This window comes from Roseivirga sp. UBA1976, from assembly GCF_002336325.1.
Classification (GTDB): domain Bacteria; phylum Bacteroidota; class Bacteroidia; order Cytophagales; family Cyclobacteriaceae; genus Roseivirga; species Roseivirga thermotolerans.
Window position 1 is genome coordinate 9,661 of the sequence record NZ_DDDQ01000133.1, and the last position, 363, is coordinate 10,023.

The 363-nt window shown below is 46.0% G+C and carries 1 protein-coding gene; it reads right to left on the reverse strand.

Annotated features, from left to right (window positions below; all coding sequences use genetic code 11):
* Positions 1-89 precede the first annotated feature (89 nt).
* A partial coding sequence (locus B3763_RS13035; RefSeq protein ID WP_286747106.1) for an RtcB family protein occupies positions 90-363 on the reverse strand: 274 nt, incomplete at its 5' end.

Consider the following 363-nt stretch of genomic DNA (forward strand, 5'->3'; position numbering starts at 1 on the left):
CAGCGCGTCTACCAATTTCGCCACGTGCGCAAGGGAGGGCAAAGATAACTGAAAAATGATTCAATAATCAATGCCCAAATCATAAGTTGTTAATCTCCTTCCCCAAACCTTTCATCGCCACACATTCTAACCACCTTGGGTTCGAAAGTGCCTAGTACATCAATCAGGTCGGTTTGCTTGGCCATTACCTCATGAATGTTCTTATACACCTGAGGGGCTTCGTCCAAACCGGAACCGATCAAAGTCACTCCGGCTTTTTTGATGTGCTTCTTCACTTCCTTTTTAGAGAGTGTCTGCTTGGCTTTGGTTCTGGAAAGTACTCTTCCTGCTCCGTGCGAAGCCGAATTGATGGAATCCTCATTC